The sequence below is a fragment of the Janthinobacterium sp. GL_088 genome, assembly GCF_057837845.1.
Genome location: NZ_CM174453.1, coordinates 1164102 through 1189948, shown reverse-complemented (window position 1 = coordinate 1189948; position 25847 = coordinate 1164102). Strand labels below are relative to the sequence as shown.

The window sequence follows — 25847 nt, the reverse complement described above, 5'->3', positions numbered from 1 at the left end:
GGGTCAGGATAGCAGAAGTTTAAGATCGTGCGCGATGGCGGCAGGCTTTTCGCCATGGCGCACGAACAGGCGGATCTTGCCTTCGCGGTCGAAGACATAGGTGCCGGCCGTGTGGTCGACCGTGTAGCTTGCGTCCGTCTCGCCCTCGACCTTGGCGTAATACACCTTGAATTCCTTGGCTACCCTGGCTGTCGCGGCCGCGTCGCCATACAGGCCCACGAAACGCTTGTCGAAGGCGGGCACGTACTGCGCCAGCAAGGCTTGCGTGTCGCGCTCGGGGTCGACGGTGACGAACAGCACTTGCACCTGCTCCGCCTGCGGACCCATCTCCTGCATCACCTGGGCCATGTCGGCCATGGTGGTGGGACAGACGTCCGGGCATTGCGTGTAGCCGAAGAACATCAGCACCAGCTTGCCCTTGTAGTCGGCCAGGGTGCGCGGGTGGCCCGTGTGGTCCGTCAGCGCGAACTCGCGCGCGTAGCCGAGGCCCGTCACGTCCGTATTCTTGAAGGCCAGCTTGGTCGCGGCAGGCTTGCCGCAGCCGGCCATGACGGCGACCAGCGCGGCCGCCAACAACAGAGTCAGGGTTTTTTTCATGTGCCGAGGGGAATGTAGTGGTCGACCAGCAATGCCGCGAACAGCAAGGCCAGGTAGATGATGGAAAACGTAAAGGCTTTGCGCGCGATCAAGTCCGTGTAGTGGCGGTACATCTTCCACGCGTAATACAGGAAGCCGGCGTTGAGCACCACGGCCGAAGCCAGGTAGATCAGGCCGCTCATGCGCACGGCGTACGGCAGCAAGGTGGTGGCGGCCAGCGCGATCGAGTACAGCCAGACGTGAAATTGCGTGAATTTCAAGCCGTGCGTGACGGGCAGCATGGGCAAGCCCGAGCGCGCGTAATCATCGCGGCGGTACATGGCCAGGGCCCAAAAATGCGGCGGAGTCCACACAAAAATGATCAGGACCAGCAGCCACGCCTGCATCGGCACGTCGTTGGCGACGGCGGCCCAGCCCAGCGCGGGCGGCATGGCGCCGGACAGGCCGCCGATGACGATGTTTTGCGGCGTAGCGGGTTTGAGCACCATGGTGTAGATCAGGGCGTAGCCGACAAAGGTGACAAAGGTCAGCCACATGGTCAGCGGATTGACGAGGTGGTACAGAATCGCCATGCCCAGGCCGCCGATCACCAGCGCGAACACCACCGTCTGCTTGACGGTGATGTCGCCCATGGCCATCGGGCGGCGCGCCGTGCGGGCCATACGCGCATCGATTTCGCGCTCGGCCAGGCAATTGACGGCAAACGCAGCGCCGGCCAGCAGCCAGATGCCGATGGTGCCGAACACCACCGCATGCCAGTCCGGCAACTCCTCGCTGGCCAGGAACATGCCGATGACGGCGCAAAACACGGCCAGTTGCGTCACGCGGGGCTTGGTCAGCGCCCAATACTGGGCGATGCGGGGGGATGGTTTACGGCTGATGGTCTGAGTAGTCATTTATGCGATACGGGAAGGACTGGCTGGTGCCGAGGGCACTGGCGCGGAGGCGCAAGCGCGCTTAACATTGCGCGCAACATCGAGTTGGAATTTAGCCTTGTAGTTTAACATGGTCAGCAATAACACGAGCAGCGCCGCCCCGCCGTTATGCATGACGGCAATCGACAAGGGCCAGCTCAGGTAGATGGTCGCCAGGCCCGTGGCCGCCTGCAGGGTCAGCACCAGCGCCACCCAGCGTGCCGTGCCGCGCAAGGACGGCAGCTTCCACGCGCGAAACACGGTATAGCCAATGCCGGCTGCCACGATGAAGGCGAAATTGCGGTGCACCCAGTGGATGGCCGTCAGCGCGGAAAACGGCAAATAGTGGCCGGCGGCCGTCTTGCCCAGCTCGCGCCACAGATGGAAACCATGCTCGAAATCCATCTCCGGAATCACCTTGCCGCCGCACAGGGGGAAATCCGTGCACGCCAGGGTGGCGTAGTTGGTGCTCACCCAGCCGCCCAGCGCGATCTGCACGGTCAACAGCACCAGCGAAAAAATGGCCAGCGCGCGCACGGGGCGCAGCACGGACTCTTCCGCATCGGCGCGCAGCACGGGTTGGACGGCATGGTCCTGGCGCCCGCCCAGCCACGTCAGCATGGCCAGCAAGCCCATGCCCAGCAACAAATGGATGGTGACGATCACCGGTTGCAACTTCAAGGTAACGGTCCAGGCGCCGAACGCGCCCTGCAGGCAGACGAACAAAAACAGCGCCGTCGGCAGCGCGGGCGCGAATTCCGCGCGTTTGCTTTTACGCCACTGGCGCCACGCCTGCACCATCATCGCCACGATCAGCACGCCAATGGCCATGGCCAGGTAGCGGTGCGTCATTTCGATCCAGGCCTTGACCACCGTGACGGGCCCCGTCGGCATCAGGGTTTCCGCCGCCACGATGTGCTCGTGCGCGAGGAAAGGATTGGCCGAGCCATAGCAGCCGGGCCAGTCAGGGCAGCCCAGGCCGGAATCGGACAGGCGCGTAAAGCCGCCAAACATGATCAGGTCGACCGTCAAAAAGACGGCGATCCACACGAGTTTGCGGTATTTATTGGCGTCCGCGGACACCCAGACCATGGTCAGCGGCAGCAACGCCACCAGCAAACCAGTCAGACCCAGCTGGGCCAGCGCGGAGAGATGCATCGTCGGCATGCAGACTCCTCAACCGATCGCCGAAGCTTTGAGCAGCTTGGCGATGTCTTTCTTGATCTTGTTCGGGTCCGCATCCTTCGGGAAGCGCATCATCAGATTGCCCAGCGGATCGATCAGGTAGAAATGGTCGCTGGTCTTGCCGCCCGGCTCCACGGGCAGCCAGGCTTTCAAGGCATCGTTATTCACGCGCAGCATGCTGGTGCCATCGAATTCGCGCATCACCAGGGTGTCGAGCGGCTGGGCGTCAGTCACCAGCCAGACCCGTTCCAGGCGTTCGCGCTCCTTGCCCTGCATGAGGCGCAGTTGTTGCATGTCAAACAATTGCTTCTTGCATGCTTCCTGGCAGTCGGACGGCCCCGTTTGCAGCAGCACCCACTTGCCCTTGAACTGGGCCAGCGGCGACGCCTTGCCATCGAGTTCCGTCACCTGCAGCTGGGCTTCCGGTATCGGATGCAAACGGGGATCGATCAGGGCGCCGTAATTGTTGCGGCCCGTGGGCTTGATGATGTAATACGTGAAATACGAAGCGATGATGGGAAAGGCGCACACGGCCACGACGGCCAGCAATTTCCACCGTCCCGTATTCTGTGCCTGTTTATTGCTGCTGTCTTGCGTTGCGTCAGGGTTGTTTGTTTGCACGTCGAAATCCTGTAAAGACAAAAAATAAAAAAGCCATCAGTGCCAGTGCGTACCACTGGAAGGCATAGCCGCGGTGCTTGTCGGCGCCCAGGTCGGGCGCCGGCCAGTCGCGCACGGGAAGCTGGCTGGACGCTGGCACCGCTGCTGAATCGACTGGATTGACTGTTTGTTCGAGGATGAAAGGTTGCAAGGCCAGGCCGCTGGCCTGGGCCAGCTGGCCGATATCGGCATTCTGCACGATGGCGTGCGGTGCCAGGGGCGGCGCCGTGCCCAGCTCCATCACATGGCCCGCGTTCAGGCGCGCGATGCCGGAAATCGTCACTGTGCCAGCCGGTGTAACGTAGTCGGGAATGCGCGTGCGCTCGGCATTGTTGCGCGGCAGCCAGCCCTGCGCCACCAGCACGTGCATGGGGGAGCCATCGATCTGAAATGGCGTGAGCACGTGGAAACCTGCCTGGCCCTTGTAAGGACGGTTATCCAGGTACACCGTCCAGGCGGGCACAAAGCGGCCCGTCACGGTGACGCGGCGATACTCGATCGCCTGCGCGTCGGCCGGCAGCATGGGGGCGGCGCTCAATGCCAGCGGCGCGGCTTGGTTGCCAGCTTCCAGCCGGGCGGCACGGGCGACTTTCTCGTCGCCACGGCGCTGCTGCCATTGCGCCAGCGACACGCCCAGGGCCACCAGTAGCAACATTACAACAAATGGAATCCATCTAAAATGGAAGCGGATACGCATTACAATGAAACCTCCTCAAGCCTGGCGCTACCATCCATGAAAATCCTCGTTGCCATTGCCTTCATCCTGATCCTGGGCAGCCTGGGCTCGGCCCTGTTCTTCCTCATGCGCGACAAGGGCAAGAGCAACCGCACCGTGCAGGCGCTGGCCCTGCGCGTGGGCTTGTCGATCACCCTGTTTTTACTGATCCTGCTGGCGCACAAGCTCGGCTATATCCAGCCGACGGGAATTCATTAAGGCTCGACATTGCCTGATTGGCAAATTCTTCACACTAAGAAAAAAGCCGTACCCAGGATCTCCCGGTACGGCTTTTTTTATGGTGCCGGCGCGCCCTTCAACCACGCGCGCCCCCTGCCCCGCCATTATAACCAATACACGACCACGTACAGGCCCAGCCAGACGACGTCGACAAAGTGCCAGTACCAGGCGGCGCCTTCAAAGCCGAAGTGGTGATCGGGCGTGAAGTGGCCTTTCAGCACGCGGTACAGGATGACGGACAGCATGATGGCGCCCAGGGTCACGTGGAAGCCGTGGAAGCCCGTCAGCATGAAGAAGGTGGCGCCGTAGATGCCGGACGTCAATTTCAAGTTCAGTTCGCTGTAGGCGTGCACGTATTCATACACCTGGAAGCCCATGAAGATGGCGCCCAGCAAAATCGTGGCGAACAGGAACAGGGCAGTCATGCCGCGGTGACCGGCGCGCAGCGCGTGGTGCGAGATGGTCAAGGTGACGCCCGACAGCAGCAGCAAGGCCGTATTGATGGTCGGAATCCAGAACGGCGTCATGGTGGTAAATTCCTGCACCGTGCCGGCCGGGCCCGTATTGCCCCAGTGGGCGGCGAAGTCGGGCCAGATCACCTTGTGGTCCAGGTCGGCCAGCCACGGCATCGAGATGCTGCGCGCATAGAACAGGGCGCCGAAGAAAGCGGCGAAGAACATGACTTCCGAAAAGATAAACCAGCTCATGCTCCAGCGGAAGGAGTGGTCGATGCGCTCGCTGTACAGGCCCTGCTCCGATTCGCTGATGGCGTCGCCGAACCAGAAATACAGCACCAGCAGGATGCCGGCGATGCCCAGGTAATTCACGTACGGGCCCCAGGAGACGTCGTTGACCCAGGCCGAGGCGCCGATCATGGTCAGCAGCAGGCTGGCGCCGCCCAGCATGGGCCAGCGCGACGGGCCGGGCACGAAATAATAAGGTACGGCGGCGTGGTTGGAACTCATCATCATCTCCTCAAAAACTTATAGGGTGGTTTTTTATAATTTATAAAACGACGAATTTAACAATTGAAATCAGGATGCCGATCAGGCAAGCCACCACCAGGAAGCCGGCGATGACGATGTGCACGGGGTTAAGCTTGGCCGAATCCGTGTCGAAATCGCTCTTGCGGCGCAGACCCGTGAATGACCACACGACGGCGCGCAGCGAATACAGGAACGACGCTTTTTCAGGCTGCTTGGATTCGCCCATGGCACTCTCCTATTGGACGGCCGGCGTCTGAGCCTGGCTCAGACCGGCAATCTCGAAAAACGTGTACGACAGGGTGATGGTTTTCACCTCTTTCGGCAGGGCCGGATCGAGGAAGAACACCACCGGCATCTGCCGCGCCTCGTGGGGTTTCAAGGTCTGCTGCTTGAAGCAGAAGCACTCGACCTTCTTGAAATGCGGCGTGGCGCTCTGCGGCGCGTAGCTGGGAATGGCTTGCGCATTGACGACGCGGTTTTGCGTGTTGACCACTTCATACATGACGGTCACCAGTTCGCCCGGATGCACCTGCATGCTCGACACGGTCGGACGGAAGCGCCATGGCCCCTGCGCATTGCCGTCGAACTCGACGGTAATGCTGCGCGTCGTGTCAACCTGCGTATTGTTGTCGTAAGCTACCGTGCCATCTTTTTGCGTCAGCACGTTAATGCCCATCACTTCGCAAATCTGCTTGTAGACGGGAATCAGGGCATAGCCAAAGCCAAACATCAGGACGGCAATGACGATCAGCTTGCCCAGCATCTTGCGGTTCAGGCCGCGTGTTTCCTGTTGGTGGGGCGTCGTCACGTCAGAGCCACATGCGCTTGACGAACACGGACAGGAAGAAGAAGGCCGCCAGGGCCCCCAGTATCAGCCCGGTACGCAGGTTGTTCGGTTTTTTACGCTCAGTTTTCACTTCGGTCATGACAGGCACTTTATTCAAGACGGGCCGCGCAACACGCCGGCCCGGGATACCCATTATTTCACTGTCGGCGGCGTTTCAAACGTGTGGAAAGGCGCCGGGCTCGGCACGGTCCATTCCAGGCCTTCCGCACCTTCCCATGGTTTCGCTGGCGCAGCCTTGCCGCCGCGGATGGTCGGCAAGACCACGAAGAACAGGAAGTACACCTGCATCAGGCCAAAACCGAAGCCGCCGATCGAGGCGATCATGTTGAAGTCGGTGAACTGCGCCGGATAGTCGGCGTAGCGGCGCGGCATGCCGGCCAGGCCCAGGAAGTGCATCGGGAAGAAGGTCACGTTGAACGTGATCAGCGACAGCCAGAAGTGGATCTTGCCGCGCGTCTCGTTGTACATGTGGCCCGTCCATTTCGGCGACCAGTAGTAGAAGCCGGCGAACAGGGCAAACAGCGAACCGGCCACCAGCACGTAGTGGAAATGCGCCACCACATAATAGGTATCCTGCAACTGGATGTCGATCGGCGTGACGGCCAGGATCAGGCCCGTGAAGCCGCCCATGGTAAACACGAAGATGAAGCCCACCGAGAACAGCATCGGCGTCTCGAACGTCATGGAACCCTTCCACATCGTGGCGATCCAGTTGAACACTTTCACGCCCGTCGGCACGGCGATCAGCATGGTCGCGTACATGAAGAACAGCTGGCTGGTCACCGGCATGCCGGTGGTAAACATGTGGTGCGCCCAGACGATGAAGGACAGGATCGCGATCGACGCCGTGGCGTACACCATCGAGGCATAGCCGAACAAGGGCTTCCGGGCAAACGCAGGCAGTATCTGCGAGACGATGCCAAAGGCTGGCAAGATCATGATGTAGACCTCGGGATGGCCGAAGAACCAGAAGATGTGCTGGTACATGACGGGGTCGCCGCCGCCTGCCGCGTTAAAGAAGGACGTGCCGAAATGGCGGTCCGTCAGGGTCATGGTAATGGCGCCGGCCAGCACGGGCATGACGGCGATCAACAGATACGCGGTAATCAGCCAGGTCCAGCAGAACATCGGCATTTTCATCAGGGTCATGCCAGGGGCGCGCATGTTCAGGATGGTAACGATGATATTGATCGAACCCATGATGGACGAGGCGCCCATCAGATGCATGGCAAAAATGGCCATGTCCATGCCAGGGCCCATCTGCGTCGACAGCGGCGCATACAGGGTCCAGCCGGCAGCCGTGGCGCCGCCCGGCACGAGAAAGGACGTGGCCAGCAGCAGCGCAGCCGGCGGCAGCAGCCAGAACGAGAAGTTGTTCATGCGAGCAAAGGCCATGTCGGAGGCGCCCACTTGCAACGGGATCATCCAGTTGGCATAGCCGACGAAGGCCGGCATGATGGCGCCAAACACCATCACCAGGCCGTGCATGGTGGTCAGTTGATTGAAAAATTCTGGGTGAAAAAATTGCAAGCCTGGGTGAAACAGTTCCGTACGGATCATCAGGGCCAGTACGCCGCCCGACAGCAACATGATGAACGAGAACCACAGGTACAAGGTACCGATATCTTTATGATTGGTGGCAAACAGCCAGCGGCGGTAGCCAGTCGGGTGGTCGTGGGCATGGTCGTGATCGTGACCGGCGTGGTCCAAGGTGCTCGTGCTAGTACTCATATGCGGCTCCTAATTACTTGCGTGCAGCCACGACTTCGGCTGGTTGAACGATGTTCTCTGCGGCCTTGTTCGACCAGGTATTGCGCGTGTAAGTGATCACTGCGGCAATTTCCGTGTCGGACAGCTGTTTCCAGGCTGGCATTTCAGCGGGATACTTGCCGCTCTTTTGCCCGTTCAGCAAGACGTGGATCTGATCCGCTTTCGGACCGTTCACCACGGCCGAGCCGTCCAGCGGCGCGAACGCACCGGGCACGCCCTTGCCGGTCGCCTGGTGGCAAACCACGCAGTTGGCCGCATACACTTTCTCGCCCTTGACCTTCAATTCGTCGATGGTCCACACTTTGCTTGGATCATCGGCCAATGCCGCCATTTCCTTTTGTTTTACATCAACCCAGGCCTTGTAGTCTTCGTTGGACACGACCTTGACGACGATGGGCATGAACGCGTGCTCCTTGCCGCACAGCTCGGCGCAATTGCCGCGGAAGGTGCCAATATGGTCAGCCTTGAACCACGTGTCGCGCACGAAACCGGGAATTGCATCCTGCTTGACGCCAAAGGCGGGCACGGACCAGGCGTGGATGACGTCGTTGGCCGTCAGCACCACGCGGATCTTCTTGTTGACCGGCACGACGACTTCATTGTCGACTTCAATCAGGTAGTTTTCGCCCCGTTTTTCCGTCGGCGGCACGCCAGGCGCACCCACTTGCGAGCGCGGCGTGGCCAGGTTGGAAAGGAAGGAAATGCCTTCGCCCTCGCCTTTCAGGTAGTCATAGCCCCATTTCCACTGCATGCCGGTGGCCTTGATGGTGATGTCGGCGTTCGAGGTATCCTTCATGCCGACCACGGTGCGCGTGGCAGGCAGGGCCATGCCGATGACGATCAGGAAAGGCACGACGGTCCAGGCGATCTCGACGGTGGTGCTTTCGTGGAAAGTGGCCGGCTTGTGGCCCAGGGACTTGCGGTGCTTGAAGATGGAATAAAACATGACGCCGAACACGGCCACGAAGATCACCAGGCAGATGATCATCATCAGGGTGTGCAAATCGTAGATTTCATGGGCGATCTGTGTCGCCGGCGGTTGCAGATTCATTTCGAACGGCACGGGACCGCCGGTGCCGGGATAGGTGCCGGCAGCCGGTGCCGCCGTGGCCCATCGCCCGATGCCAAACGCTGTCAAAGACAGCCCGAGCAGCAACGATTGAAGTCGCTTTGCATGTGTCATGTTTTCCCCAACCACCCAAAAATAATGATATTTTAAACGGCTGCGGACTTCTCCGTACTGGACCGCTGCCGCTCCTCCATGAAAGCAACACGGCCAGAATGCGGCCATGTGCGTCAAGCACCAGCGAATTCCATGCTGGCTGTCGACGCCAAAACGCTGACGGACAACCATGCTGGAACCCTGTTTTTCTTCCCCACACTGAAATGGCCTTGTGTGGAAGATGGTTACTATACTAATGCAGTAACTTCGAATTAGTCTTGCTTTGTTTTTTTTATTTTGTATGCAGCCCTTGTTTTTTCTACTTAACAAGCTGACAAACAATCAACGATTATAATCAAGTAAACTTGAATCCATCAAGCAATAATCGGCTTTGTGCGCGCCCTTCTCCCGGCCGCCGCGCGCTTTGCAACGGTTGCTGCAACATCCATGCGCGGATGGCGACCAAGTGTCGGTTTCTTTACGCTTTTATTTGGGTTTTCGCGGCAGGTCGAAGCGGATGATCGCCTCGCCATTGCGCGTCACGCGCGGCGCGGGACGGAAGGCGTGGCCATAGATCACCTCGAAACTCAGACCCAGCTTGCCATCGGGACGGCGCATCTTTTCCAGCGCGGCCAGCATGCGCTGCCAGGCCGCCTTGCCCATCAGACCGCGCCGCCGCGTGGTCAGCGGATTGCCGCCAAAGGCGCGCACGTCCGCCAGCAATTTTTCCGCCGTGTCGTAGGTGACAGTGATGATTTCCATGTCCAGCACGGGCGTGGAAAAACCCGTCTCGACCAGCATGTCGCCAAAGTCGTGCATGTCGACAAAGGGCAAGACATGCGGATATAAATCGGCCTCGGCAAAGGCGTCGCGCACTTCGCGGAAGGTGTCGGGACCGAAACAGGAAAACATCAGCAAGCCATCGAGACGCAGCGCGCGCCGCCATTCGGCAAACACACGGTCGGGCTGGGCATGCCAATGCAGCGCCAGGTTCGACCACACGAGGTCGATGCTGCCCTGCGCCAGCGGCAAATCGCCGAGGTCGCCGCACAATAAATCCACGCCCGCCTTGGCCGGCAGCAGTTTGCTGAGGAACTGGTTCAGGCTCGCCAGTTTCGACGCGGGCGCGCGCGCCGCCTGCATCATCGCTTGCGCTGCATCGAGACCGATAATCTGCGCAGCGGGATAATCCTTTTGCAACTGCGCCAGATCCGCGCCAGGCCCGCAGCCAGCGTCGAGCACGCGGTGCGGCGTGATTTTCACCAGCTCCAGGCGCTCGTGCATGCGTGCCGACACTTCGCGGCGCAGGAAGTCCGATGGCGCGACGCGCGCCGGACGGGAAAAGAAATCGCGTACTTGCACCGCATCGATGGGCGCACTCATTTTGGGCGGACTGGTGGGAACTGGCATGTTGAATCGGGTGAGGTGAGATAATGTCGGCAGTGTACATGGAACGACGCCATCGCGATGCGGACGGCCACCCAACTCCGCCTTGAGGCCGCCTGGCAGGCGCTGCGCCAGTGGCTGGGCGCCACGGTGCTGCCGGCCCAGTGCGCGCTGTGCGGCATCGGCTGCCCGCAAGTGCTGTGCCCGCCCTGCCGCGCGCAGTATCTGGGGCAAGGACGCGGACAACTGCGCCCCCGCTGCCGCCAGTGCGCCAATCCGCTCGACGATGTGGCAACACTGTGCGGACGCTGTCTGCGCCAGCGCCCCGCGTATGACGCCACCGTCACGGCGTTTGACTATACGGCGCCCGTCGACCAGCTACTGCTGCAACTGAAATTCGGCGCGCGCCTGGCGCTGGCGCCCCTGTTGGCGGAGCTGCTGTATGTTGCCATTCAGCAACAACCAGCTTGGGAGGCGCCGCAACTGCTATGTCCCGTGCCGCTGGGCCCGACCCGGCTGGCCGAACGGGGGTTTAATCAGGCGCTGGAAATTGCCCGCCCGCTGGCGCGCCTGATGGACGTGCCTTTACAGCCCCGCCTGGCGCAGCGGGTGCGCGAAACCCAGGCGCAAAGCGGCGTGGCGCCGCAGGAACGGCAAGCCAACCTGGCGCACGCGTTCGCCATCGCGCCGGAACACGCGCCGTCATTGCAAGGGTGCCATGTCGGCATCGTCGACGACGTGATGAGTAGCGGCCATACCGTCAACGCGCTGGCGGCCGCTTGCAAAAGCGCAGGCGCGGCCAGGGTCAGCATATTGGTGGTGGCGCGCACGCCGCCGCATTGAATTAGTTATATATATGAGGAGAGCATTTTGTTTCACGTTGTTTTGGTAGAACCTGAAATCCCGCCCAATACGGGCAACGTCATCCGCCTGTGCGCAAACACGGGCGCGCAGCTGCATCTGGTCGAACCGCTGGGCTTTCCGCTCGACGATGCCAAGATGAAGCGCGCCGGCCTCGATTACCACGATTACGCCAAGATGAAGGTGCACAAGAACTGGGACGCGTTCCTGGCCGATACCCAGCCCGACCCGGCCCGCATGTTCGCCATGACGACGCGCGGCTCGCGCCCGTTCGGCGACGTGCCCTTCCTCCCGGGCGACGTGTTCGTGTTCGGCTCGGAAACAAAAGGCCTCGATCCGGCCCTGCGCGACGGTTTTCCTGCCGAGCAACGCATCCGCCTGCCGATGCGCCCCGATAACCGCAGTTTGAATCTGTCGAATACGGTGGCCGTGGTCGTCTACGAGGCTTGGCGCCAGCACGGCTACTCTGGGGGAGCTTAACGCTGCGCTAACTGCGGCGCGGCACCGTCCGCATCCAGCATCACCAGTTGCGTGCGCAGGTCGCGCGTGGCGGCCAGCTTGCCGTTCACGTACAAATTCGTCTTGACGCCATACACGCCCTGCGACACGCCGGCCGGCAAGGTCAGCTCGAACGAGTTTTCAAAGCGCCCGCCCGACTTGTTGTTGCTGGCCAGGGATTTCGAACCGGACTTGAATGGCTGGCCTTGCGGGTCGAGCACCACCAGCTCTTCACGCACGTCGTTGACGCTTTGCGCGCTGCCGTTGACCAGCTCCACCACCGAATTCACCTTGAACGGCTGGCCGCGCTTGACGGTCGACGCGCTCAGCTGCGGCGTGTACGACACCACTTGCGGTTCGCGCGGCAGCGCGCCGCGTGTGCGGATGTAGTCGCGGTCCGCCTGCGCCGCCGTCTTGGTCTGGCGCGAATTGACATTGATGGCCAGGCAACCGGCCGCCGCCAGGCCGCCGCCGATGGCCGCGCCCTTCAGCGCGCCATTCTTGCCGCCGGCCAGCGCACCCAGCAGCGCCCCCACGGCCGCGCCGGCCGCGGCCGTCGTGCCTACGCTGCACGGGTCCTCATCCGTGGCCGCCTGGCTTCCACCTTGCGGATAGGAAGCGTCCTGGCGCACGCCGTTCGGGCTCATCGGCGCCGTGGCGCAGCCGGCCAGCATGGCCGCGATGGTCAGCGCAGCGGCCGTCCGCAAGGTGGTGTGATTCAGCATGATGATTTCCCAGATTTCTAATTGATCGTTGTTTCCGTCTGCAGCACTTGCCGTTCGCGCTCGCGGATGCGGCGCGACAGATTGTCGATGCGCGCATTACCCGGATCGACGCGACGCGCGCTTTCCAGATACGTCTTCGCCGCATCGAACTTACCTTCCAGCAAAGAACGCTCGGCGTCGCGCAAGAACGATTGCGCCATTTCGTTACGCATGGCCGCGCCGCTATCGACGGACGGCGTTTCCAGCGGACGGCGTTCGGCCACCGCTGGACGTTCGACCGCGCGCGCGGGCGCAGGTTCCGTTGGCACGACGCGGGCCGGTGCCGTTTCCACGGGTGCCGGGGCAGGCTCCGCTGCCGCAGACAGTGCCTGCACATCGGCCTTCAACTGCGGCAATTCCGCCGCTTCGCGGTCGATGGCTTCCAGCCGGGCGATGCCATTTCTTGCCGCCGTCGCATCCTTGCCATCGAGCGCCTGGCGCACGCCCACCAGCACGGACGCGGCTGCCGCCTGCTGGCGCGCCAGCTGCTTGCGCAAGGAATCCACGCTCGATGCGCCCTCGCAATCAACGTCAAGCCCGGCAATGCCCCTGGCGGCGCTTTGCAATTGATGCCCATCAATATTGCGCTCGATGGCGCGCACGCCGCGCTGGCAACCGCCCGATGCGGCGCCGGCCTTGCCGATCGCCGCCTGCAAATCGTCCGCCTTGGCGCTGGACTTGCCCGTACACACATTCTTTGCCGTCGCCAGCTTCTGGCGGGCGCCGTCCAGGCTGCCATTTGCCACCAGTTTCAGGCCGCTGTCGATGGCGTCATTGCAGGCCGATTCATTCTTGCCGCCCGGCTTGCCATTCATGTAGACGATGACGGCTGCCAGCACGGCAAGGCCGCCCAGCCAGCGCAGCCACTTGCGCGGCGGCGATGACCGTTCGGTTGATGCCGGTGGCGCTGCCGGCACGGGCTTCGGCACGGCTTTCGGCTGGGCCGGCTTAGGCGGCGCTGGCGGCGGTACGGCCGCCGGCGCGGACACCGGCACCGGCGGTGGTTTCGGCTTCGGCGCAGGCGCCACCGGCACGGGCGGCGGCTTGGACGCTACTGGCGGCGGCACGGGCAGCGGAGGTGGCACTGCCACAGCTGGCCTGGCCGCGCCAGCCACCGCGTGGCCACAGTACGGGCAATGGCTGACAACGGTCCACAGGCCCGTCTTGCATTTGTTGCAGATATCCAAAACTAATCCTTCATTCCAACGTCATTCCAGCGTTCACAGAGGCGGCGGCATCAACGGTGGCGGCGCGCTGAGGAACAAGGGCGCCAGTTCGGGGAACTGGGCCAGGTCGGCCCAGGCCGGCAAGCCGGCGCGCCACACCTTGGTGGTGGCTGGCACGACCTGTCCCGCCTGCACGTATTGCACGATCTGCTGGGCCGTGAACGGTCCCTGCTGCTGGCCGTTTATGCCCAGAAAATACTGGTATTCCACCAGCGGCGGCGGCATGCCGCCCAGCGGTGGCGGCGCCATGCCGAACGCGGTTGCCGCCGGGGCAGCGGCGGCGCCGGCCGGGCGCAGCAATTGCTCGAGGCGCCCCGCTTCCAGCATTTCCCCCTTGATCGCATATTTCAAACGGGGCTGGCCGTCCGCTTCCGGCTCGCGCACTTCCCAGTCGTAGGCATCGCTGTCGGAGTCGCCGATGACGTTCGCCCACTCCTTCAGGCGGCCCAGCAAGGCTTGCACCGTGCGGTCGAGCTCATCGCTGGCCATGCCCTTGCGGCGCGCCGACTCGCGCAGACGCGCGCCCACTTCGGCGGAAATGGCGCTGCCAAAGCCGATGTAGGGCAGCTGCGAGCCGTCGGCCTGCGCCACCAGCTTGGGCGCATACACGCCCCGCTCATAGTATTTTGCCAGCGCCGCCATGGCCGCCGTCTGCACGGCATCAAGCGCCGTCAATTTTTCCTCGATGCGCAGCGCGATATTTTTCTCGTACGAGGCGGGCATGCCGTTCTGGCGGACGGCCCGTTCATTGCCGATACGGCGCAAGTCGCCCGGCTCGACGGCAAACTGGTACTGGCCCGGCGGCACGACGCGTCCCGTGTGGCGCGTCAGCACGCCCAGCATGATCGCTTGCAGGAACTCGCCGAAGTCTTCCGCCAGGCGCTTCATCTCGTCCGTGTTCGGCGCGATCGGGTGCGTGAATTGCGTTGGATCGATGTGCGTGTGGGTCGGCGCCTTGTCGTTATCGCCTTCCTTGCGGTAACTGGTGCGCCAGCCTTCCAGGCCGCGCAGCACCGTCATCGGCACGCCGGCCAGCTCGCAATAGCAGACGGCGCGCCCGCGGATGCCCGTCTCGACGATTTCCAGCTGGCTCACCGTGATGCCCACCTGGGTCGGCACGCACGATTCGAGCTCGGCGCCGAATTTCGCCTTGAAGGCGGCTGCATTGGCCACACCGATCACGCACTTGAACTGGTCCGACACGACCGTGAAATCGCCCGCCATGTTGGCGTCGATCCATGGCATGGAGCAGGCCAGCAACTTGCGGAAGCGGTCCAGGCGTTCGGATACATCCATCTGTTCCAGCGCCTCGAACAGCGGGTCGGGCATGCTCGTCGCGCCTTCCGCCAAGCCGGCCGTAGCGATCATGTTCTCCGCCATGCGCGTGACCTTGGCCAGGATCAAGCCCCGCTGCGCCGGTTCGGCCAACATGGGGAACAGGGCTTTCGAGCCGCCCATGTCCTTGAACGCTTCATCGGCCCACTGGCGCAAGGTGGCCGCCGATGGCAGCGCAATGTCTTTTTCCGTGACGGGAATGACGATCAGGGTCGCGTGTTCCTTGTCCAGATCCTTTTGCAGGATGGTATTGGCCGTTTTGAGTTCCGCCAGCATGGCCAGCACGCCTTCGCGGCCCGTTTGCAGCTCGCCCACCAGGCCATTCCACTGCGCACGGCCTTGCGCGTCGACGCCGACCCGGTTGCCCAGCCAGCGCGACAGTTCGCCCAGCAGGATGACGGACTCGTCCGCCGCCTTGGCGCGCAAATGGAATTTCAGGGCATTCGCCATTTCCGTGCGCAAATGGTCCATCACCACGCCGGCCTGCTTTTCCCCATTGCTGAGGAAGCCGAAGGTGCTGCGCGTCTGTTCCAGGTTGTTCAGCAGGCGCTCGTACTCGCGCGAGCGCACGGCTTCCTTGATTTCGCGATAGCGCTCGGCATTATTGCCGATCTGCGCCGTCAAGCCGCTGCCCGGCGCCTCGATGCGGTCCTTGATCTGCTCCACCAGCGACAACACGTATTCCAGGCCGCCAAATTCCTTATTATCAAGATAGCCATACAGCTGGTCGCGCACGACTTTCTTGACGTCCTCCAGCACTTCGCGGCGGCGCTTGCTGATGCGGTCTTCCGTCGTGTCGGCCGTGGAATCCTGGTCGCGCACGGCGTCGCGTTCCAGGTGCTTCATGGCGTCGCGCACCTGCGCCGGCCATTCGCTGCGGTCAAAGCCCGTGCGGATATCGTTGATGCGCGTATTGACTCGGTTTTCCACGCCGGCCAGCAAATGGCCGTGGCGGTCTTCCAGCAATTCGTCGACGACGCGGAAATCGATGAAGTCGCCGCTGGAACGCTTCAGTTCGATGCTCTTGTCGGAAAACTCGGGGAAATCGCTGAACGGCGTGCCCTTCAGGAACATATTGGCAGCGAGGAAATTATCGCGCTGCGTATCCGTGGCCCGGTTGGCGCCCGCATCCGTACCGCCCACGCCAAAGAACGCTTGCAGCATGGCGCCGGCCCAGCGGTGGGCCCGCTCGTCGCGCGCCGCTTCCTGGCGCGTGTCGAGCACGGCCATGCCGAACGAGGAAAAGCGCTTCGAGAAATACAGGCGCATGTCGCCGAAGCGGTCTTGCGGCACGGGCGCGTTGTACAGCGAATTCTTGTGCTGCGCCTGGTTGACGGCGATCGAACGCTTGGCGCGCGCGAAGTCGGCCGAGGCAAAATCCTCGAACAGCGAATCGGCCACCATGTGGTAGACGTCGCTGACATCCTTGGTATGCTGCTGGGCAAGGTTGCCCGAATCGATCAGGTAAACCTCGCTGTACGGCTCGCGCGTCAGTTCCGGGCGGTCATACGCATCCCAGCGTCCCACATAGCCCTTGTTGCCCATCATCGCCGATTCCAGCTCCATCAGCGCCGCGTAGCCATTGGCCTCGACCCGGTCCTTGTTGGCCTTGGTGTAGCCGGTCGGCAAGAACAGCATCAGCTCGACGTCGGCCGCGCCCACTTCGCTGCGCGCCAGCCAGCGCGCCAGCAAGCCCATGTCGAGGAAGGAACCGGAACCCGTGCCGCCCGCGACGGAACCGACGATGACGATGCGGAAACGGTTCGTTTCCATGCGTAAACCCAGCTCGGCCAGCTGGCGCTCGTGCGACAGGCCCGCCTTCAACGCTTTCAGCTTCAAGCGGATCTTGTCGCGGATTTTTGCATATTTATCGAAGAAATACAGGCGCGACACGGCGCGGATCTGGCCGGCGCCGCTGCTCATGTCGAAACGTAATTCGCGGATGCGCTGCGGCGTCAGCGGCAGCCATTCCTTGATGTGCGGATACTTCTCCAGGGAATCTTCATCGCGGCTGTACTTGTCCATGTCGAACGATTCGACCACCTTGTCGTCGTCCGTGAACTTCACCTGGTCGAACTGCAAGTCCTTCGCCTGCGACTCGCCGCTTTCGATCACGGCGCCATTGTCGAGGTCGAAATGGATGAACTGCGCGATGGGAAAGTCGGCCAAGCCCTCGATGCGCGTGCGGTTGCCCGCGCCGCCCCACAGGGTATTGAGGATGCGCCGGCGCACGCGCATCAGCACCTGCATGCCCGTGCCGCCGATGCCGATGAACAGGGTCGGGCGCAGTTCGATGATCTTGTCCTGCTTGCGCTCGCTGGCGCCGCCGGTGATGGTTTGGTTCAGGTTCTCTGCCATGGTGGTTCCTTCGATGATGCGTGTTACGGCGTGCTCTTAGCGGCGGCTCGAGGTGAATGTCAGCAACAGGGCGACCAGACCCACCAGCACCAGCGGTCCCATGAACAGTGGCGCGAGGAATTTATGCGCGTTCACGGCGGCCAGCACGACACCGGTCGCCAGGCTGGCCAGGAAGATGAACAGCCACCAGCCCGAGGCATTGGCCTTGTTCGGCGGCACGCGCTTGGCCACCAGGCCATTCGCGTAGGCATTCTTGGCAAAGAAAAAAGCGATGAACAGCAGCAACAGCACGACGCCGCCGACCAGGGTGTCGCGCGACGAGGTATCGGTCGTGCTGACAGGATCGAGCGCGGGCGCAGGTTCGGTCGTTGCGGTGGTAGCGGCTGCGCTGGCCGCCGGTGCGTCCGCGGCGGGTGGAGCAGACGCCGGGGCCGGCAGGGTAAAACCAGTGTTGTCTTTTGGAGTCTCTTGCGCCATGGTATGCCTCTGGTGGATTTGAATAGTTTAAAAGGAAATCGTGATCAGGCCAGGCTCAGGGTATGGCCTTCGGCCACGCGCACGACGGCCGGCTTGCCCATACCCCGCTTGAGTTCGCCAATATCTCGGCCGTCATCATCGCGGATCTGCACGCTCTTGAATGGTTTCAACAGCACTTGCCGCTGCACGCCGTCGGCCAGCACCTTGTAGCGCGTGGCACGCGTGCTGACCAGGCCCAGCGCCAGCAAACCCAGCACCAGCGCGAGGACGCCACCCAGTATCACCAGCACGGGCAGCAGCGGATACTGGATGCGCACCAGCAGCGGGATCGTCGCCTGCGACGCGCGCACGCTGTCGGGCGGCGTGAACATGCTGGATATCGGGTCGCCCGGGAACAGTTCCTGCAAATCCTTGCCAAAACTGGACGCCAGCGCCAGCCGCTGTTCCGACAGGCCCACCTGCGCCTGCATCGGCAGCATCACTTGCTTGCCCATGGCGGCGATCGCCTGCGCCGACCACGGCGACGGAATCTGCGCCATCGGCAGCGCAAACTGTACCTGCACGGACTGGCTGGCGCCCGGCTGCAGCTGGCGGATTTGATCTGGCGCAACGTGCAGGGGCGCGTTCTGGCCCGCCAGGCTGGCGTGCACCCTGGCGCTGTCGATCACGTACGGGAAAAACATGTTTTGCAGGGACGCCTGCAGCACCACTTGCGGCACCAGGTTGGCCGCATCGACGTCGAGGACGATGGTGCGCCCATCGCGGCCCAGGCTGGCGTGCACATTGGCGCTGTTCTTGACGGACTGGGGCACGATGCGCACGGCATCCTGGTCCACCGGTTTCAGGCGCGCGGGCGGGCGCGTCAGCACTTGCGACAAGCGCCCTTCTGCCAGGATGCGTGTCAAAGCCTCGGACGCAGGCTGGCCATACGCGAGCGCATACACCATCAAGCCCTTGGCGCTGTACAGCTTGCCCTGCACGGGCATGCGCAACGGAAACACCACCGTCTTGGTGATCGACGGTTCCAGGTGCAGCAGGCGGTAAAAGTCGCGGTTGCGCTCGGCCGTCTGGCTGTCGTTGTTGGGGCTGTTCTTGTTATTGGTAAAAATCCACACGATGCCGGAGGCGGACTGGAACGGGCCCGTGATGGTCTTGGTGACGGCTTCCTGGAAATCCGTGTCGGCCAGCGCGCCGCCGGCGCTCTTGCGCGCCAGGCCCAGGCTGGCCAGCTGGCCCGCCACGCTGGCGCCACCCTGCCCTTGCCCCAGCAGCGACGGCGACACGTGCGCGCCGCTGCTCTGGCTGAAGGCCAGCGTGTAGACCTTGTCGGACGGGCTCGTGGCGGCCTGCGCCACGGCGCCCACCAGGGCTTTCAGTTGCGAATGCTCATCCGTGTAAAACGGCTCCATCCAGCCCGAGTTTTGCACGAGGAACGCTTGCTGGATGCCGGCCGCCTGCACGCTGGCGGTGGCGAAGGCGAGCAAGGCGGCGCCGGCCGCGATCAGGGCGCGCGTTTTCATGCCTGCAAGGCCCAGCCATCGATGCGCGACAACAAGGGGTGATACGCCCACAAGGTGCCTTCATGCACAAACAGGCGCACCCGCCACGGCTCGCTGACGGCAAAGGTATGAAACACGGTTTCGCGCAACTCATCGTCCTGCACCAGCTGGGCCGCCAGGCGCTCGTTCGAGCGCAGCACGCTCGACAGGCCGGCGCTGGTAGCGAACTTCACGCCAAAGACGCTGTTGCCACCGCTTGACTCCAGCAGCGGCATGACGGCCTGGTTCTTGCCGCCATCGTCGCCGTGTTCCGGCTCTTCCCACGGCGCCGTTTTCAGCTTGGTGGCGAAGCGGTAATTGAAGCTGCCCGAACACAGGCGCGGCGCCAGCGCATCGGCCCGCTCGGACTGCGCGCCCAGTTTCACGTAGACATAGGTGCCGCGGCTGCGCTCGAAGCACAGCTGCCACAGGCCGCCATCGCGCGACACGTACGGGCTGCCGAATTCGAAATGCGGCACCAGCCCTTCGGGCCACGGTGTGAACGAGGCGGCCACGTTGCCGTCCGGCTGCAATTGCAGGCGCAGCTGGCCGTTGGCGCAAGGCCACACGGCCATGCGGTTGTAGGCGACGGGGGCGCTGACGGTGCCCAGGTCAACCACGCCGTCGAGCAGCACGTCGCTGCCCGGCTTTTGTTGCGCATCAAGGTTGACGAAGCGGATGCGGCCATCGTCGTCGCGCAGGGGCGCCCACAGGCGGTTCTGGAACCAGACGGGCGCGGCCACGCATGGCGCGCCGCCCACATGTTCGACCACGTAAGTCAGCGAAGGCACGTCGGGGCGGATGCAGGCCAGGCCATGGCTGGTCGGCAAGACCAGCACACTATTGAACTCCGGCACCAGCTCGGCGCGCCAGGCGCCGTGGGCCAGGTCCGATTCGGCCAGCAGGCTGCCATAGTCGGGATCCAGCGCCAGCCAGCGTTTCGAGGCGGGCAGCCAGGCGTGCAAGACGGCCTTGCGCGGGTCGAGCGCCAGCAGCGCGGCAGCGCTGGTGCCGAACTGGGCGGAAAAGAATTCGTATTCGCCGGGCGGCGGCATGGGCAGCGAGGCATCGGCCTGCGCATGCTCTTCACGCGCGCGCTGGTCGGCCAGTTTCAGGGGTACGCTGGCCTGGCGCAAGCCGGCCGGGCCGGTTGGCGGCACGTCGCTGACGGGATAGGCGCCGTAGGGCGGCACCCAGGGCGACGTGGCGGCCGCGTCGGGCGGCACTTGCAAGGCCGCGCCCGAGGCGGGGTCGAACGCAAATTCGGGCGGAAACTGCCGCACAGGCACGCCGGCCGCTGCGGGCAAGCGCCGCGCATGCATCAGCTTGCCGATATCGGCATGGCTCACCAAGGGCGAGACGTTCTGGCCGTCCGCGCTGCGCTGCATGCTCCACGCGCCCTCGTCATCCACGTGCCAGGCGCCGGAGGGCAGTGGCCAATCCCCAGAAGTTTTATGATCCATTTATTTTCTATGACTAGCAATGCATTCAGACGGTGTAACGTGCTGGGGCTGTCGAAACGAAGTCGCAGCCCTGGCAGTTCTCATAGTAACGTCTTTTTATCTGTATGGAAACATTGACGAGCTTCCTCAGCCTTGCTGCGTCCGCACTTTCGTCAACAGCTTGGTGGTCGAGCGGTCGTGCTCGAAATCGATGGCCACGGCCTGGCCGCCATACGCGAGCACGGCCTTGCCTTCCGGAATGGCCGCCATGTCGTAGTCACCGCCCTTGGCATAGATTTCCGGTTTGATGTCCTGCACCACTTCCAGGGCGCTGTTTTCCGAGAACGGCACCACCAGGCTCACCGCTTCCAGCGCGGCCAGCACGGCCATGCGGTCTTCGCAGTTGTTCAGGGGGCGGTCATCGCCCTTGCCCAGGCGTTTCACCGAAGCATCGGTATTCACGGCAACGATCAGCGAGGCGCCCAGCGCGCGCGCCTGCGCCAGATACGTCACGTGGCCACGGTGCAAAATGTCGAACACGCCGTTCGTCACCACCACCGGTTTCGGCAGGGCCGCGGCGCGGGCGCGCAATTCGTCACGGCTGCACAGTTTGTTTTCAAAATCAGGCATGAATATCTCTTGTAGGGTTAAATATGGTCACGCTCAGGCGTGGCTATCGCCTTGGATGCCGCCGCCATCCCGGCGCCAGGCGTCGATCAAGGCCAGGATGGCCGGTTCCAGGCCCTCTTCGGCGATGCAATCTTGCCGGTAGTAAATCATCAGCGCATACACGCCGGCCAGGCGGCTGACGGGCGGCGACAGCGCATATTCATTGCCGCGCGCCGGTTGCCTGGCACGCCAATAATTGATTGCCGCTTCCAGCGCCTGCATCTGCAATTCCATCGCCGTCTCCCTTCGCTGCCCGGTCCCGCATTATAGGGGGCGATCCGCTACAATACGCCATCGGCGCCACAGTTTCACGTTTGCGCCACCTTTCATTCATTGCAAGTAAGCACTTCCTGTGTTTCAATCAACCTATGACACTGACTGAACTGAAATATATCGTTGCAGTCGCGCGAGCGAAGCACTTCGGCCATGCCGCCGAAGCCTGCTTCGTTGCCCAGCCCACCCTGTCAGTGGCCATCAAGAAACTCGAAGACGAATTGGGCGTGGTTCTGTTCGAACGGGGCGGCGCGGAAATCTCCGTCACGCCCCTGGGCGCGCAGATCATTGCGCAAGCCGAGCGCGTGCTGGAACAGACGGCCGCCATCAAGGAACTCGCCAAGCAGAACAAGGACCCGCTGGCCGGCCCCCTGCGCCTGGGCGTGATCTACACGATCGGCCCCTACCTGCTGCCGCCCCTGGTCAAGGCCATGATAGACCAGGTACCGCAGATGCCCTTGATCTTGCAGGAAAACTTCACGGTTCGCCTGCTCGAATTGCTGCGCCAGGGCGAGCTGGACGTGGCCATCATGGCCCTGCCCCTGCCCGACCATGGCATGGCCATGCAGGAACTGTATGACGAGCCGTTCGTCGTCGCCATGCCGCGCCAGCATCCGTGGACGGCGCGCGAGAAAATCGCCGCGCAAGACTTGAAATCGGAAACCATGCTGCTGCTGGGCAATGGTCACTGTTTCCGCGACCAGGTGCTGGAAGTGTGCCCCGAAATGGCGCGTTTTTCCTCGCCCGGCAACGGCATGCAGCGCACCTTCGAAGGTTCCTCGCTGGAAACTATCCGCCACATGGTGGCCAGCGGCATCGGCCTGACGGTCTTGCCGCGCGCCTCCGTCGCCAATATGCACGCCACCGACGGCATGCTCGAATACCGGCCCTTCGCCGCCCCCGTGCCATCGCGCCGGGTGGTCATGCTGTGGCGCAAGAGTTTTACGCGCAAGGCCGCCATCGACGCCCTGTGCGCGGCCATCGCCAGCTGCAACTTGCCTGGAATAACGCCGCTCTGCGAAGACGACGACTAGCGCCCCAGGCGCAAAATAGTACATTTACATACTATTTGCGATAATCGACATTTCTCTTCAACAAGATCGAGTCTTCCATGAACAAGCTGGCGCTGTATTTCCGCCTGATACGGCTGGACAAGCCTATCGGTACCGTATTGCTGCTGTGGCCGACCCTGTGCGCGCTGTGGCTGGCGCAGCAGGGCGTGCCGGACTGGCGGCTGCTGCTCATCTTCACTCTTGGCACTTTCCTGATGCGCTCGGCTGGCTGCGCCATCAACGACTACGCGGACCAGGATATCGACAAATTCGTCAAACGCACCGCCGAACGCCCCATCACCAGCGGACGCATCAGCGGCAAGGAAGCGCTGGCCGTGGCCGGCGTGCTGACCGTGCTGGCCTTTTGCCTGATCCTGCCCTTGAATGCGCTGACCAAGCAGCTATCGGTGGCCGCCGTCATCATCGCCGGCACCTATCCCTACTTCAAGCGCTTCTTTGCCATCCCGCAAGCGTATCTGGGTATCGCCTTCGGTTTCGGCATCCCCATGGGCTTTGCCGCCATCACGGATGCCGTGCCCGTCGTCGCCTGGCTGCTGCTGCTGGGCAATGTCTTCTGGGCCGTGGCCTACGATACGGAATACGCGATGGTCGACCGCGATGACGACTTAAAAATCGGCATCAAGACGTCAGCCATCACCTTTGGCCGCTACGACGTGGCCATCGTCATGTTCTGCTATGCCGTTTTCCTGCTGCTGTGGCTGGCCTGCGGCTGGTATCTGGGCTTGCGTTACTGGTTCGTCGCGGGCATGGTAGTTGCGGCCGGTTGCGCCGTTTACCACTACACCCTGATCCGCGCACGCGAGCGTATGCCGTGTTTTGCGGCATTCCGGCATAATAACTGGCTAGGAGCGGCGGTGTTTGCGGGCGTGGCACTGGACTTTGCTTTCCGTTAAGCAATGACCCTTGCGCCGCAGTAGCCCTTGAGGCGGCGCAAGACTAGCCTGGCCGCAGCTGCCTACACTGGTATTTCACTGTGCAGTTTCACTTCCATGAGGTAATACATGAGCTCGATACATACCGGAAAATCCAGCAGCGACAGCATCCTCGCCGACGCCGACAAGGCCCGCGACAAACTGGTCGGCGACTTGAAAACCGTCATCAATGAAGCGGAAGGCTGGCTCGATGGCGCCAAGGATCAGACGGGCGAGAATGTCAAAGCCGTCAAGGACAAGTTCATCGCCACGCTGGAAACGGCCAAGAAAGACTTGATCAAGCTGGAAGAAGACTTGCTCGAACGTACCAAGAAGGCGGCCAAGGCCACCGACGAATACGTGCAGGACAATCCCTGGAAAGCCGTGGGCGCGGGCGCCGTCGTCGGCGTGCTGTTCGGCCTGCTGCTTTCCTCGTCACGCCGCTAGACAGTACCGACGGCCTTGGCCGTCTCCTGACGCGAAAGGCAGCATATGGCTATCGTGCACCATGTCGCCCAAGTCGCAGCGACCCTCGCCGCCATCGTCCAGACCCGTCTGGCCCTGGCGGCCGTGGAAATGGAAGAAGAGTCGCTGCGCTTCCTGTCCTATCTGGCGCTGGCCATGCTGGCACTGCTGTGCCTATTTGTCGGCCTCGTATTGATCGTGTTCCTCGTCATCGTGCTGTTCTGGGATACGCACCGCATCGCCGCCATCGCCATCACGGCCGCCGTCTTCATCGTCGCCGCCATCGCCACCCTGCTGGGCGTACGCGCCAGTTTCCGCAGCAAGCCGAAACTGCTGTCCTTCACACTTTCCGAACTGAACAAAGACCTGGACGAGCTGCAATTGCTGGCGCGCCGGGGATCGGAGCGGCCATGACCACGCATCCCACCAAGTTGTCGCATGTGCACACGGCCGCCAGCCTGGCGCAGCGGCGCGACGCCCTGCTGGCCGAATGCGCGCTGCAGCGGCTGGCCCTGGGCGTGCAGACGCGCCAGTTGCTGGAACCGCTCACGGGCGGCAATCTGCGCCACACCCTGGCCACGCGCTTCAAAATTCCCCTGATGATAGGGGGCGCCGTGCTGGGCTTGCTGCTGGTGCGCCCGCGCCGTTTCCTGCCGCTGCTGCAGGCCAGCGGCGCGCTGCTCAAGCATGCCACCACCGCCCTGCCCGTCGTGATGGCGCTGATGCAGCGTTTCCGCAAGAAAGAAACGCCGGACTAAAATATTTTCAGCTGGCTGCATCCAAATGGCAGACCCATGTGTAGTAATGGTATCAACCAGCCGGTTGAGCCAACTACCAGGAGTTCGCCATGCTTGCCTTCACCGCCCCACGCCACGCCATTCCCGCCCTCACTGTGCTGGGCGCCGCCCTGCTGCTGAGCGCCTGCGCCCCCATGAGCGCACGCTATTCGCAGGAACAATTGCCGAACGCCGTCAAGGTGCCCGATGGCCACCAGGTTGCCATGCAAACGGTGGGCGTGGGCAAGATTGCCTACGAATGCAAGGCCAAGAAAGACATGACGGGCCATGAATGGGTCTTCGTGGGACCGGACGCGGCCTTGAACGACCGCAGTGGCATGCAAGTCGGCACCTATGTCGGCCCACCGGCCACCTGGGCCAACCTGGACGGCTCGAAAGTGACGGCAACACAAGTGGCCGTGGCGCCGGCCGGCGCGGGCAATATTCCTTATCAGCTGGTGAAAGCCAACCCTGCCACGGGCAGCGGCGCCATGCAGGGTGTCAGCTACATCCAGCGCGTGGCCACCAGCGGCGGCGTGGCGCCAAGCAGCCCCTGCGGCATGGAGTCCATCGGCGCCAGGCAATGGGTACCCTACCAGGCTGACTATATCTTTTGGAAAGCCGCATAAGTCAGTGAAAACGACGGTTGGCAAGCTGGTTTCTGGCCTATACTCGGTCTTGAAAACTTGCTAACCGTTAACTCCAACGATTGCGCCGAC

29 protein-coding genes are annotated in these 25847 nt (G+C 62.7%); 9 read left to right on the top strand and 20 right to left on the bottom strand.

The window, feature by feature from the left end:
- Positions 1–3: 3 nt before the first annotated feature.
- Genes AC3IQ7_RS05400 through AC3IQ7_RS05380 form a run of 5 tightly spaced genes read right to left on the bottom strand, consistent with a single transcriptional unit; the run spans position 4 to position 4011 of the window.
- Positions 4–597, bottom strand: a complete 594-nt coding sequence (locus AC3IQ7_RS05400) for an SCO family protein (protein ID WP_489208550.1) — start codon at positions 595–597, stop codon at positions 4–6.
- Entirely contained in the window at positions 594–1493 is a 900-nt protein-coding gene (gene cyoE / locus AC3IQ7_RS05395; RefSeq protein WP_070258805.1) for a heme o synthase, read from the bottom strand. The genes AC3IQ7_RS05400 and cyoE overlap by 4 nt, the downstream gene beginning before the upstream one ends.
- Positions 1494–2669: a COX15/CtaA family protein gene (locus tag AC3IQ7_RS05390; protein WP_489210391.1), complete on the bottom strand. Its 1176-nt coding sequence runs from the start codon at positions 2667–2669 to the stop codon at positions 1494–1496.
- Positions 2670–2687: 18 nt separating this feature from the next.
- Positions 2688–3317: an SCO family protein gene (locus AC3IQ7_RS05385; protein WP_099379737.1), complete on the bottom strand. Its 630-nt coding sequence runs from the start codon at positions 3315–3317 to the stop codon at positions 2688–2690.
- Positions 3298–4011 (bottom strand): SURF1 family protein, encoded by a 714-nt coding sequence (locus tag AC3IQ7_RS05380; protein WP_322426485.1) that lies wholly within the window; start codon positions 4009–4011, stop codon positions 3298–3300. The genes AC3IQ7_RS05385 and AC3IQ7_RS05380 overlap by 20 nt, the downstream gene beginning before the upstream one ends.
- 78 nt (positions 4012–4089) lie before the next feature.
- Here AC3IQ7_RS05380 and AC3IQ7_RS05375 point away from each other — a divergent pair, with 78 nt between their 5' ends.
- Positions 4090–4290 (top strand): twin transmembrane helix small protein, encoded by a 201-nt coding sequence (locus AC3IQ7_RS05375; RefSeq protein WP_034748996.1) that lies wholly within the window; start codon positions 4090–4092, stop codon positions 4288–4290.
- A 125-nt stretch (positions 4291–4415) separates the two neighbouring features.
- Here the strand turns inward: AC3IQ7_RS05375 and AC3IQ7_RS05370 are convergent, their stop codons facing one another.
- The 7 genes from AC3IQ7_RS05370 to AC3IQ7_RS05340 all read right to left on the bottom strand — a co-directional run bounded on the left by AC3IQ7_RS05370 (position 4416) and on the right by AC3IQ7_RS05340 (position 10486).
- Positions 4416–5276 carry a cytochrome c oxidase subunit 3 gene (locus AC3IQ7_RS05370; protein ID WP_099379804.1) on the bottom strand — a complete coding sequence of 287 codons (861 nt, stop codon included), beginning with the start codon at positions 5274–5276 and terminating at the stop codon, positions 4416–4418.
- Positions 5277–5316: 40 nt separating this feature from the next.
- Positions 5317–5523 carry a DUF2970 domain-containing protein gene (locus tag AC3IQ7_RS05365; RefSeq protein WP_034749002.1) on the bottom strand — a complete coding sequence of 69 codons (207 nt, stop codon included), beginning with the start codon at positions 5521–5523 and terminating at the stop codon, positions 5317–5319.
- A 9-nt stretch (positions 5524–5532) separates the two neighbouring features.
- A complete protein-coding gene (locus AC3IQ7_RS05360; RefSeq protein ID WP_081344910.1) occupies positions 5533–6105 on the bottom strand; it encodes a cytochrome c oxidase assembly protein in 573 nt (190 codons plus the stop codon).
- A 1-nt stretch (position 6106) separates the two neighbouring features.
- Complete coding sequence (locus AC3IQ7_RS05355) at positions 6107–6223, bottom strand: cytochrome oxidase small assembly protein (protein ID WP_216350353.1); 117 nt, start codon at positions 6221–6223, stop codon at positions 6107–6109.
- A gap of 53 nt (positions 6224–6276) precedes the next feature.
- On the bottom strand, positions 6277–7875 hold the full coding sequence (gene ctaD, locus AC3IQ7_RS05350; RefSeq protein ID WP_034749009.1) for a cytochrome c oxidase subunit I: 1599 nt from the start codon (positions 7873–7875) through the stop codon (positions 6277–6279).
- 13 nt (positions 7876–7888) lie between these two features.
- A complete protein-coding gene (coxB, locus tag AC3IQ7_RS05345) occupies positions 7889–9097 on the bottom strand; it encodes a cytochrome c oxidase subunit II (RefSeq protein WP_489208549.1) in 1209 nt (402 codons plus the stop codon).
- A gap of 465 nt (positions 9098–9562) precedes the next feature.
- Positions 9563–10486 (bottom strand): methyltransferase domain-containing protein, encoded by a 924-nt coding sequence (locus AC3IQ7_RS05340; RefSeq protein ID WP_489208548.1) that lies wholly within the window; start codon positions 10484–10486, stop codon positions 9563–9565.
- A 57-nt stretch (positions 10487–10543) separates the two neighbouring features.
- On the opposite strand from AC3IQ7_RS05340, the gene AC3IQ7_RS05335 reads away from it, so the two are divergent.
- A complete protein-coding gene (locus AC3IQ7_RS05335; RefSeq protein ID WP_489208547.1) occupies positions 10544–11305 on the top strand; it encodes a phosphoribosyltransferase family protein in 762 nt (253 codons plus the stop codon).
- Between the two features lie 27 nt (positions 11306–11332).
- A complete protein-coding gene (trmL, locus tag AC3IQ7_RS05330; RefSeq protein ID WP_489208546.1) occupies positions 11333–11803 on the top strand; it encodes a tRNA (uridine(34)/cytosine(34)/5-carboxymethylaminomethyluridine(34)-2'-O)-methyltransferase TrmL in 471 nt (156 codons plus the stop codon).
- Here trmL and AC3IQ7_RS05325 read toward each other — a convergent pair.
- From AC3IQ7_RS05325 to AC3IQ7_RS05290, 8 genes are all read right to left on the bottom strand, one after another.
- Entirely contained in the window at positions 11800–12546 is a 747-nt protein-coding gene (locus AC3IQ7_RS05325) for a hypothetical protein (protein ID WP_158301311.1), read from the bottom strand. The genes trmL and AC3IQ7_RS05325 overlap by 4 nt on opposite strands.
- A 17-nt stretch (positions 12547–12563) precedes the next feature.
- Positions 12564–13772: a hypothetical protein gene (locus AC3IQ7_RS05320; protein WP_489208545.1), complete on the bottom strand. Its 1209-nt coding sequence runs from the start codon at positions 13770–13772 to the stop codon at positions 12564–12566.
- A gap of 33 nt (positions 13773–13805) precedes the next feature.
- A complete protein-coding gene (locus AC3IQ7_RS05315; protein WP_489208544.1) occupies positions 13806–17504 on the bottom strand; it encodes a tubulin-like doman-containing protein in 3699 nt (1232 codons plus the stop codon).
- A 36-nt stretch (positions 17505–17540) separates the two neighbouring features.
- On the bottom strand, positions 17541–17981 hold the full coding sequence (locus AC3IQ7_RS05310) for a hypothetical protein (protein WP_099379728.1): 441 nt from the start codon (positions 17979–17981) through the stop codon (positions 17541–17543).
- 44 nt (positions 17982–18025) lie between these two features.
- Positions 18026–19501, bottom strand: a complete 1476-nt coding sequence (locus AC3IQ7_RS05305) for a hypothetical protein (RefSeq protein WP_489208543.1) — start codon at positions 19499–19501, stop codon at positions 18026–18028.
- Positions 19498–20982 (bottom strand): hypothetical protein, encoded by a 1485-nt coding sequence (locus AC3IQ7_RS05300; protein ID WP_489208542.1) that lies wholly within the window; start codon positions 20980–20982, stop codon positions 19498–19500. The genes AC3IQ7_RS05305 and AC3IQ7_RS05300 overlap by 4 nt, the downstream gene beginning before the upstream one ends.
- 126 nt (positions 20983–21108) lie before the next feature.
- On the bottom strand, positions 21109–21591 hold the full coding sequence (gene rfaE2, locus AC3IQ7_RS05295) for a D-glycero-beta-D-manno-heptose 1-phosphate adenylyltransferase (protein WP_489208541.1): 483 nt from the start codon (positions 21589–21591) through the stop codon (positions 21109–21111).
- Between the two features lie 33 nt (positions 21592–21624).
- The gene (locus tag AC3IQ7_RS05290) at positions 21625–21864 is read right to left on the bottom strand and encodes a DUF3717 domain-containing protein (protein ID WP_489208540.1); all 240 of its coding nucleotides are present in this window, start codon (positions 21862–21864) and stop codon (positions 21625–21627) included.
- A gap of 134 nt (positions 21865–21998) precedes the next feature.
- Here AC3IQ7_RS05290 and AC3IQ7_RS05285 point away from each other — a divergent pair, with 134 nt between their 5' ends.
- From AC3IQ7_RS05285 to AC3IQ7_RS05260, 6 genes are all read left to right on the top strand, one after another.
- Positions 21999–22937, top strand: coding sequence for a hydrogen peroxide-inducible genes activator (locus AC3IQ7_RS05285; protein WP_099379724.1), 939 nt, complete (start codon positions 21999–22001; stop codon positions 22935–22937).
- Between the two features lie 77 nt (positions 22938–23014).
- Positions 23015–23869: a 4-hydroxybenzoate octaprenyltransferase gene (gene ubiA, locus AC3IQ7_RS05280; protein ID WP_489208539.1), complete on the top strand. Its 855-nt coding sequence runs from the start codon at positions 23015–23017 to the stop codon at positions 23867–23869.
- A 108-nt stretch (positions 23870–23977) separates the two neighbouring features.
- A complete protein-coding gene (locus tag AC3IQ7_RS05275) occupies positions 23978–24334 on the top strand; it encodes an ElaB/YgaM/YqjD family protein (RefSeq protein WP_046683402.1) in 357 nt (118 codons plus the stop codon).
- Positions 24335–24379: 45 nt separating this feature from the next.
- Positions 24380–24766 carry a phage holin family protein gene (locus AC3IQ7_RS05270; RefSeq protein ID WP_046683403.1) on the top strand — a complete coding sequence of 129 codons (387 nt, stop codon included), beginning with the start codon at positions 24380–24382 and terminating at the stop codon, positions 24764–24766.
- On the top strand, positions 24763–25110 hold the full coding sequence (locus tag AC3IQ7_RS05265; protein ID WP_322426497.1) for a hypothetical protein: 348 nt from the start codon (positions 24763–24765) through the stop codon (positions 25108–25110). Before AC3IQ7_RS05270 ends, AC3IQ7_RS05265 begins: the two co-directional genes overlap by 4 nt.
- Positions 25111–25199: 89 nt before the next feature.
- A complete protein-coding gene (locus AC3IQ7_RS05260; protein WP_489208538.1) occupies positions 25200–25757 on the top strand; it encodes a DUF3455 domain-containing protein in 558 nt (185 codons plus the stop codon).
- Positions 25758–25847 lie beyond the last annotated feature (90 nt).